Raw genomic sequence first — 7,841 nt, 5'->3', positions numbered from 1 at the left:
GAATTTAATAGTAATATTAAAAAATTATCTGCTGATTATGATTTTTTTGGAGTTTACTTTACTGAAACCAATGGATTGATAGCATATAGTCAAAATAAAACTTTTGAAGATTGCGTAGACTATACAACTATAAAATTCAACCCAAAATATTTGAAATATTATCCAAGTTACTCTCTTTTTTATACAATGAATGAATATTATCTAAGTGAAAAAGATTTCAAATTTGTTAGTGATGGTGCAAGAAGTATAGCACACAATACTTCAATTCAAGATTTTCTTGAAAGTAAGTTTAAGTTCAGAAAGGCATATTGCAAATTAAATATTGAATATCATAAATTGTTTTGGATATTACTTATGTTAGCAAGGATTTTTAGAGCTATATTAAAGCGAATACCATTAAATATTTTTCGAAAGTTAGAAGTTTTACAAAAGCAAGAAGATATTAGGAGAAGTTTTATAACTAAATGAACTATTTTTTCTATAAAAATATTGGGTTAGAGGAACGGAAATTAGAATTATCCGATGAGTTTTATATAGTGTGGTATAAACCTACACTCAAAAAACTTATGCTACACTCTGCTTCTAAGTTAAGATATTTTTTTTGGTATCTAATAACTTTAGGTCAATTCGAAATTATATATGTTAAAGAGTTAAAAACCAACATCATTTGTCATTATTCTCATATTTTTCCAAAAACTCTTCAATATCCTTTTATGTCGAAAGATGAAAAACATATTATTAACTGCCATACTAATTCTAAATTTAGGGGTAAAGGTTTTTTTCCTTTTGTAATCAACCAAGTTTCAAAAAAATATTCTAATAAATGTTGGATTATTTCAGCTGAAGATAATTTATCAAGTCAACACGGAATTCTTAAAACAGGTTTTAAGATGGTTGGTCGAGGAAAAAAAACAATAACCAAACAATATATAATCGATTAAAAAGAAATGTTAAGTCAACTCGTTAGTATCATAACACCCTCTTTTAATTCTTCTTTATTTATTAAGGAATGTATAGCAAGTGTTCAAAGTCAAAGTTATACTAATTGGGAAATGCTTATTGTAGACGACGCTTCAAAGGATAATTCCGTTGAGCTTATTCAATCAATTAGCAATAATGACAGTCGCATTAAATTGATAGCTTTAACCAAAAATGTTGGTGCTGCAGAAGCTAGAAACGAGGCTTTAGCTCATTCTAAAGGAAAATACATCGCCTTTTTGGATAGTGACGATTTATGGCTGCCAACTAAATTAGAAAAACAAATAAAGTTTATGCAATCGTCAAAATGTGCTTTTTCTTTCACTGCCTATCAGCCGATGTCTGAGAATGGTTCTCAAAAATTTTCAGTAATACATGTTCCTTCTAAAATAGAGTATCATTCTTATCTAAAAAATACAATTATTGGCTGTTTAACAGTCATTATAGATAAAGAACAAACTGGCGATTTTAGGATGCCCAATATTCGTTCAAGTCATGATATGGCTCTATGGCTCGATATTATGAAACGAGGATTTTCAGCTTATGGGCTAAATGAAAACTTAGCCTATTATCGATTGGTTTCTAACTCCAATACCTCAAAAAAATGGAAAGCTGCAACCGAAGTTTGGGAGGTTTACAGAACTGTAGAAAAGCTAAGTATTGGATATAGTTTGTTATGTTTTATTGGATATTCGTATAACGCTATAAAGAAAAGAATTTTATGATTAAGCGTTTTTTTGATCTTACTTCTTCATTTATCGGAATATTAGTTTTGCTTCCTTTGATGCTTATAATTTCTATACTTATCAAGTTAGACTCTAAAGGGCCTGTTTTTTTTATACAAAATAGGATAGGTAAAGGCGGAAAATTATTTGCTATGATTAAGTTTAGATCGATGTCTGTTCTTCAAAAAAGTAAATCTACAGTATCTGTAAAAGGTGATGTTAGAATTACTAAGGTTGGAGCATTTATTCGAAAGTATAAACTTGACGAGTTACCAGAATTATGGAATGTATTAATTGGTCAAATGAGTATTGTAGGGCCTAGACCCGATGTAAAAGGTTTTGCTGATGAGCTTCAAGGCGAAGACAGACTAATTTTGGAATTACGACCAGGTATTACAGGACCTGCAAGTTTAAAGTATGCCAATGAAGAAGAGTTGCTAAGCCATCAAGAAAATCCAGAGAAGTACAATAATGAAGTAATTTTCCCAGATAAAGTGCGCATAAATTTAGACTATTACTACAATCAAAATTTAATTTTAGATTTAAAAATTATCTTTGCTACAATCTTTAGAACAAACTTTTAACAATGGCTAATTCAAAAATTTGGTTGTCATCTCCTCATATGGGCGATAGTGAAATTGCGTATGTTAATGAAGCTTTCGATGCTAATTGGATAGCTCCTGTAGGACCTCATTTAAACCGTTTTGAGGAGAAGCTTTCAGATTTTTCCAATGGACACTCAGTTGCTGCATTAAGCTCTGGAACAGCTGCCATTCATTTGGCTTTAGTATTGCTAGGTGTTTCCGATGGTGACGAAGTATTATGTTCAAGCTTTACGTTTTCGGCTAGTGCTAATCCTATAGTTTATCAGAGAGCAAAGCCAATTTTTATAGATTCAGAATACGACACTTGGAATATGTGTCCTATCAAACTAGAAGAAGCTATCCAAAATCGATTGAAAGCGGGTGTAAAGCCTAAAGCAATTATTGTCGTTCACCTTTATGGAATGCCTGCTAAGATGAAAGAAATAAAAGCTGTTGCAAGTAAATTTGAAATTCCTCTTATTGAAGATGCTGCCGAAGGATTAGGTTCTACTTATTTTAATGAACCTTTAGGAACACTTTCAGAAATAGGAATATTTTCATTTAACGGAAACAAGATTATTACAACTTCAAGTGGAGGAGCTTTAGTATCCTCGAATGATGAGTATGTTCAGAAGGCTAAATTTTTGTCCACTCAAGCCCGAGATGATGCGCCGCATTATGAGCATTCAAATATTGGCTTTAACTATCGTCTCAGTAATGTTTGTGCCGCGATAGGGTTAGGGCAATTAGAGGTTTTAGAAAAAAGAGTTGAACAAAGAAGAAACAACCATAGTTTTTACGAAAAAGCATTGTCACAATCTGATAAGATTCAGTTTTTAAAAGAACCAGATGGTTGTTATTCTAATAGATGGCTTACAACAATTTTACTTCCCGATTTTGAATCTAGAGAAAAAATAAGGCTTGCATTAGCCGAAGAAAATATAGAGTCACGACCTTTATGGAAGCCCATGCATTTGCAGCCAATATTTAAAGATTGTTTATTTTTTGGTGGCAGTGCATGTGAAGACTTATTTGCAAGAGGATTATGTTTACCTTCGGGTTCAAACCTCGATGAATCTGACTTAATTAGAATTACTAAAGAAATTTTAGATAATGTTTAAAAGTAAGCTAATAAACCTTACTAGGTTACAAAAGCAATTTATAATGTTGTTTGTAGACCTGTTTTTCATTGAGTTTGCGTTATGGCTTTCATTTGCATTAAGGTTGGGTTTGTTTTGGCCTAAAGAATATATTTACCCCAATTGGTGGATATTCATCATAACACCAATAATTGCTATTCCACTTTTACTCAAGTTTGGTTTATATCGTTCAGTAATAAAATACGTTGGTTCAAAGGTGGTTGTAGCATCATTTCAGGCTATTACTCTTACCACAATGGCCATAGGCTTTTTAATGCTTATCTTTAGAGACACCCAACTACTTGTTGACTCAGCAATGCCGAGATCAGTTGTTTTAATATTTTGGTTTGTTTCAACTATGATAGTTGTTTTAAGTCGATTTGTTTTTAAGGGATATTTGTATTCATGGGATAATTTTGTGAATAACAGAACGCCTACTATTATTTATGGTGCTGGAAGTGCTGGAGCTCAATTAGTAGAAAGTTTAAGAAAAAATCATGAGTACGCACCTATTGCATTTATAGATGATGATGAATCTAAGCACGGAACATTTATTAATTTTACAAAAGTCTATGCCTTTAGTGATTTGAAAAGTATAATTAATAAAAGGAATGCTAAAATTATTTTATTAGCCATTCCCTCCTTAAACGCTAATGGTAAAAGAGATTTACTTAAAAAATTATCAAAATATCCTGTTGAGGTAAAACTCTTACCGTCAATATCTTCTTTAGTGGAAGGAAAGGTATCTATTGAAAATATTAGACATGTTGAAGTTGAGGATATTTTAGGGAGAGTGCCTGTCTCTCCAAAATTATCACTCTTAAAAAAGAATATTCAAGGAAAAAATATTTTAATTACTGGAGCAGGAGGAAGTATAGGCTCAGAGTTATGCAGACAAATTATACATTTAAAACCAAGTAAATTAGTTCTTTTCGACCATTCTGAGTTTAATTTATATAGCATTGACTTTGAGCTAAACTCACTACAAATTAATGATTGTGAAGTCATACCTATTTTATCTGATGTGACTAATATGAATATGGTAAAATCTATTATTTCAGAAAATAAAATTGATACCATATATCATGCAGCAGCATATAAGCACGTTCCTATGGTTGAAAAAAATATTGTTGAAGGTGTATACAATAACGCAATTGGGACTTACAATGTGGCTATGTGTGCACATGAATGTGAAGTTGAAAATATGGTATTGATAAGCACTGATAAGGCTGTACGACCGACCAATGTTATGGGAGCTTCAAAACGTTTTTCAGAGTTAATTCTACAAGGTCTAGATTCTGAAAAAACCAAAACTTGTTTTAGTATGGTGCGTTTTGGCAATGTCTTAGATTCAGCGGGTTCAGTTGTTCCCTTATTTAGGAAACAGATAAAAGAAGGTGGGCCAGTTACGGTTACACACTCTAAAGTTACCCGTTATTTTATGTCTATTCCTGAGGCGGTGCAGTTAGTATTACAAGCAGGTGCTATGGCAAAAGGTGGAGATGTATTTGTTCTTGATATGGGTGAGCCAGTTAGAATTTTAGACTTAGCATATAGAATGATTAATCTTAGTGGACTCCGTCCAATAACTAACGAAAATCCGGAAGGAGATATTAAAGTGGTTTTTACAGGGCTTAGACCAGGAGAGAAATTATATGAAGAGTTACTTATTGGTCATGATGTAATTCAATCTGAACACCCTCAAATTATGCAAGCTAACGAGGCCAAACTTTCTTGGGAAGATGTGAAAACATCTATTAGTATCATAATGGAATCACATCAAAACCTCAATGTTGAAAATATAAGAAAACTTCTCCTTGAAAAAGTTGAAGGGTTTAAACCAGTAACCAATTAGCTCGATGAAAATTGCCATTTTTGGAACTAGGGGAATTCCAAATCATTATGGAGGGTTTGAGCAATTTGCGCAATATTTATCAGAAGGTTTGTGCCAAATGGGACATGAAGTTTTTGTTTATAATTCCCATAATCACCCCTATCAAAAGAACAAGTGGAATGAAGTGAATATAATTCACTGCTACGACCCAGAGTTTAAGTTAGGTACAATAGGTCAATTTATATATGATTTAAATTGCACTTTAGATTCACGTAAAAGAAATTTTGATGTCATTTTACAGTTAGGTTATACCAGTAGTTCGGTATGGAATTGGCTATTTAAGCGCACCTCAAAGTTGTTTACCAATATGGACGGGCTAGAATGGAAACGAAACAAATTTTCTAAACCAGTATCTTTGTTTTTAAAGTATGCTGAAAAATTAGCAGTAAAACATAGTGATGTTTTGATTTCTGACTCACTTGGCATTCAAGCTTATTTGCAAAAAAAATATGACATGAAGTCTACTTATATCCCCTATGGTGCAACTGTTTTCAAATCACCAAATGAAGTTATTCTTAATGAGTTTAACCTTAGTCCATTCAAATATGACCTATTAATAGCACGTATTGAGCCTGAAAATAATGTTAAAACAATAATTGATGCTTTCGTAAAATCCAATGTCAAAAGAAAACTCGTGGTAATTGGAAATATGAATACTAAACTTGGAAAAAAAATTCTATCTAATGTTGATGATTCTAGAGTAGTTTTTTTAGGTTATGTAGCAGATATGGCTAAGCTCAATAATTTAAGGTACTATTCAAATATATATTTTCATGGACACACAGTGGGTGGAACAAACCCTTCTTTGCTTGAGGCTATGGCTTCAAACGCTTTAATTTGTTCGCATAAAAATATTTTCAATTCATCAATTTTAAACGAGGACGCTATATATTTTACCAATCAAGAACAATTGATTAAAATTATTGAAGTTTGCCTTAAGTCAGATTACCAAAATCTATGTTCAAATAATATCGATAAAATTGAAAAAACATTTTATTGGGAAAAAATAATTTCAGATTATGAGCAACTTTTAACAGGATTTTGAAATACTTCCTTTTCTTAGTATCTTTATAACTCTATACCTTAACTCGTTTTTTGATGAATGCAAAAGCACTAAAATTACGTCTTTTCTTTGCTTTAGGTGATGTTTTTCATCTTTGCTTTTCGTTTCTTTTATCCTACAAATTGGTTTTTTATACGATTGATATTTCCGAGAAATATCTTTTTTTAATGATCATATTGTGCTTAAGTTGGTTACTTGTTGGTTCATTTTTTCGTCTTTTTGATTATGATAGGGCTGCCAGAACTGAAATAATGCTATCAAATTTATTGAAAGCCTTTGTTGTTAATGGCTTGATGATTACAACCTTTTTATTCACTCTTAAAGCCAATACATTTTCAAGAGATTATCTTTATCTAACATTATTTTTTGCTTTTGTATTCTTAATAATATGGCGAGCTTTCTCGGTTTTGCTTATTAAAAACTATAGAAAATTAGGTTACAACTATAAAAATGTTGTAATCATTGGCTCAGGCAATATATCTTTTAGGCTTCATCAGTTCTTTTCAAAAAAAGAACATGGGTATAAACTTTTAGCAATTTTCAATGGAAAAATAAATAATAAAAATTTTAATTGCCCATGTTATAGCGTTGATGAATTAGAAAGTTTTTGTGAAAATAATTCTGTGGAAGAGATTTATTATTCGGAGTCTATTGAAGATGAAACCTCCCTGAGTAAGATGATGCTATTTTGTGATGATAAGATGATTAGGTTAAGAATTGTTCCTGACTTTAATTCATTTAAGCAAAGAAAAATAAAGATAGATTTTTTAGGAGGTTCTCCAGTAATAACACTTAGAGAAGAGCCTCTGCAGTATGAATTAAACAGAATTATTAAACGACTTTTTGATATAATCTTTTCATTAATAGTTATACTGTTAATAATGACATGGTTAGTGCCAATAATTGGACTTCTTATAAAACTATCTTCCAAAGGACCTATCTTTTTTAAGCAAACTCGTTCAGGTTTAGATAACAAAGAATTTACATGCTTAAAGTTCAGAAGTATGACATTAAACGATATGTCTGATTTGAAACAAGCGACTAAAAATGATCCAAGAACAACTGAAATTGGCAGGTTTTTACGTAAGACAAGTCTTGACGAAATGCCCCAATTTTTCAACGTCTTGATGGGTGATATGTCTGTTGTAGGGCCAAGACCACATATGATAAAGCACACCAAAGACTACGCTGATATTATTGATGGCTATATGGTTCGTCAATTGGTGTTTCCAGGAATAACGGGGTCAGCTCAAGTCAATGGTTTTAGAGGAGAAACAAAGTCTGTAGAAGATATGGAGAATAGGGTCAAATACGATGTTTGGTATATAGAAAACTGGACCTTATTATTAGATATTAAACTAATTTTTTTAACAATAATTAATCTTATAAAAGGAAGTGATAATGCGGTATAGTTTCTTGTGTTTTCGTATCTTTGAATCGTACTTTAAAACATATGCC

General features: G+C 31.6%; 8 protein-coding genes. All 8 read left to right on the top strand.

The annotated features are described in order from the left end of the window. Positions 1 to 468, top strand: a 468-nt coding sequence (locus ISP71_05185) for a hypothetical protein (GenBank protein MBL6663481.1), incomplete at its 5' end; no start/stop codon positions are given. Continuing rightward, the gene (locus ISP71_05180; GenBank protein ID MBL6663480.1) at positions 465 to 941 is read left to right on the top strand and encodes a hypothetical protein; all 477 of its coding nucleotides are present in this window, start codon (positions 465 to 467) and stop codon (positions 939 to 941) included. The genes ISP71_05185 and ISP71_05180, both read left to right, overlap by 4 nt. A gap of 6 nt (positions 942 to 947) precedes the next feature. Then, positions 948 to 1,703, top strand: a complete 756-nt coding sequence (locus ISP71_05175) for a glycosyltransferase family 2 protein (GenBank protein MBL6663479.1) — start codon at positions 948 to 950, stop codon at positions 1,701 to 1,703. Further along, entirely contained in the window at positions 1,700 to 2,287 is a 588-nt protein-coding gene (locus tag ISP71_05170; GenBank protein ID MBL6663478.1) for a sugar transferase, read from the top strand. The genes ISP71_05175 and ISP71_05170 overlap by 4 nt, the downstream gene beginning before the upstream one ends. A gap of 2 nt (positions 2,288 to 2,289) precedes the next feature. Then, positions 2,290 to 3,408 (top strand): DegT/DnrJ/EryC1/StrS family aminotransferase, encoded by a 1,119-nt coding sequence (locus ISP71_05165; protein MBL6663477.1) that lies wholly within the window; start codon positions 2,290 to 2,292, stop codon positions 3,406 to 3,408. Between the two features lie 43 nt (positions 3,409 to 3,451). Next, positions 3,452 to 5,281 (top strand): polysaccharide biosynthesis protein, encoded by a 1,830-nt coding sequence (locus ISP71_05160; protein MBL6663476.1) that lies wholly within the window; start codon positions 3,452 to 3,454, stop codon positions 5,279 to 5,281. Positions 5,282 to 5,285: 4 nt separating this feature from the next. Further along, complete coding sequence (locus ISP71_05155) at positions 5,286 to 6,365, top strand: DUF1972 domain-containing protein (protein ID MBL6663475.1); 1,080 nt, start codon at positions 5,286 to 5,288, stop codon at positions 6,363 to 6,365. Positions 6,366 to 6,418: 53 nt separating this feature from the next. Further along, entirely contained in the window at positions 6,419 to 7,795 is a 1,377-nt protein-coding gene (locus tag ISP71_05150) for an undecaprenyl-phosphate glucose phosphotransferase (protein MBL6663474.1), read from the top strand. The last annotated feature ends 46 nt before the right edge of the window (positions 7,796 to 7,841 follow it).

This window comes from Flavobacteriales bacterium (assembly GCA_016779995.1).
GTDB lineage: Bacteria > Bacteroidota > Bacteroidia > Flavobacteriales > UBA7312 > UBA8444.
Note: the sequence above shows the minus strand (reverse complement) of the source record. Positions and strands in the feature narration are given on the sequence as shown.

Excerpts from the sequence above, each read along its gene's own strand:
- ISP71_05180 (MBL6663480.1), top strand. The coding sequence starts at position 465 with ATGAACTATTTTTTCTATAAAAATATTGGGTTAGAGGAACGGAAATTA.
- ISP71_05175 (MBL6663479.1), top strand. The coding sequence starts at position 948 with ATGTTAAGTCAACTCGTTAGTATCATAACACCCTCTTTTAATTCTTCT.
- ISP71_05170 (MBL6663478.1), top strand. The coding sequence starts at position 1,700 with ATGATTAAGCGTTTTTTTGATCTTACTTCTTCATTTATCGGAATATTA.
- ISP71_05165 (MBL6663477.1), top strand. The coding sequence starts at position 2,290 with ATGGCTAATTCAAAAATTTGGTTGTCATCTCCTCATATGGGCGATAGT.
- ISP71_05160 (MBL6663476.1), top strand. The coding sequence starts at position 3,452 with ATGTTGTTTGTAGACCTGTTTTTCATTGAGTTTGCGTTATGGCTTTCA.
- ISP71_05155 (MBL6663475.1), top strand. The coding sequence starts at position 5,286 with ATGAAAATTGCCATTTTTGGAACTAGGGGAATTCCAAATCATTATGGA.
- ISP71_05150 (MBL6663474.1), top strand. The coding sequence starts at position 6,419 with ATGAATGCAAAAGCACTAAAATTACGTCTTTTCTTTGCTTTAGGTGAT.